This window comes from Streptococcus suis, from assembly GCF_002960445.1.
GTDB lineage: Bacteria > Bacillota > Bacilli > Lactobacillales > Streptococcaceae > Streptococcus > Streptococcus hyiners.
The window spans coordinates 1-280 of sequence record NZ_POJD01000434.1 but is presented as its reverse complement, the minus strand read 5'-3'; the positions used below and the strand labels follow the sequence as shown (position 1 = coordinate 280).

General features: G+C 27.9%; 1 pseudogene. It reads right to left on the bottom strand.

The features are described from left to right. Positions 1-280: pseudogene (locus tag C1G53_RS13475) on the bottom strand (hypothetical protein); the annotation flags it as partial.

Below are 280 nucleotides of genomic sequence, written 5' to 3'. Positions count from 1 at the left end.
TATTCAAACCAAATTGGTAAAGTCAATTTTGACATTTTTAAGAAATGCTCTAAATTTTCTTCTTTAGAATAATGCACGATATTTAACAAAAGAACATTATAATTTAAATAAGTAGTTAAGCTAGAAAAAAACGGGAAAGCGTTGAAAGTGTAAGAAGTCAGAAAAACATCCATAGCTTGACTGAAATATCCGTAGATTATAAATCGTAAAAGTTCTGCATCATTCATATTTTTAGGAAACATATCTGAATACTCAAGTCGATATTTTTTCAGACGGTCTT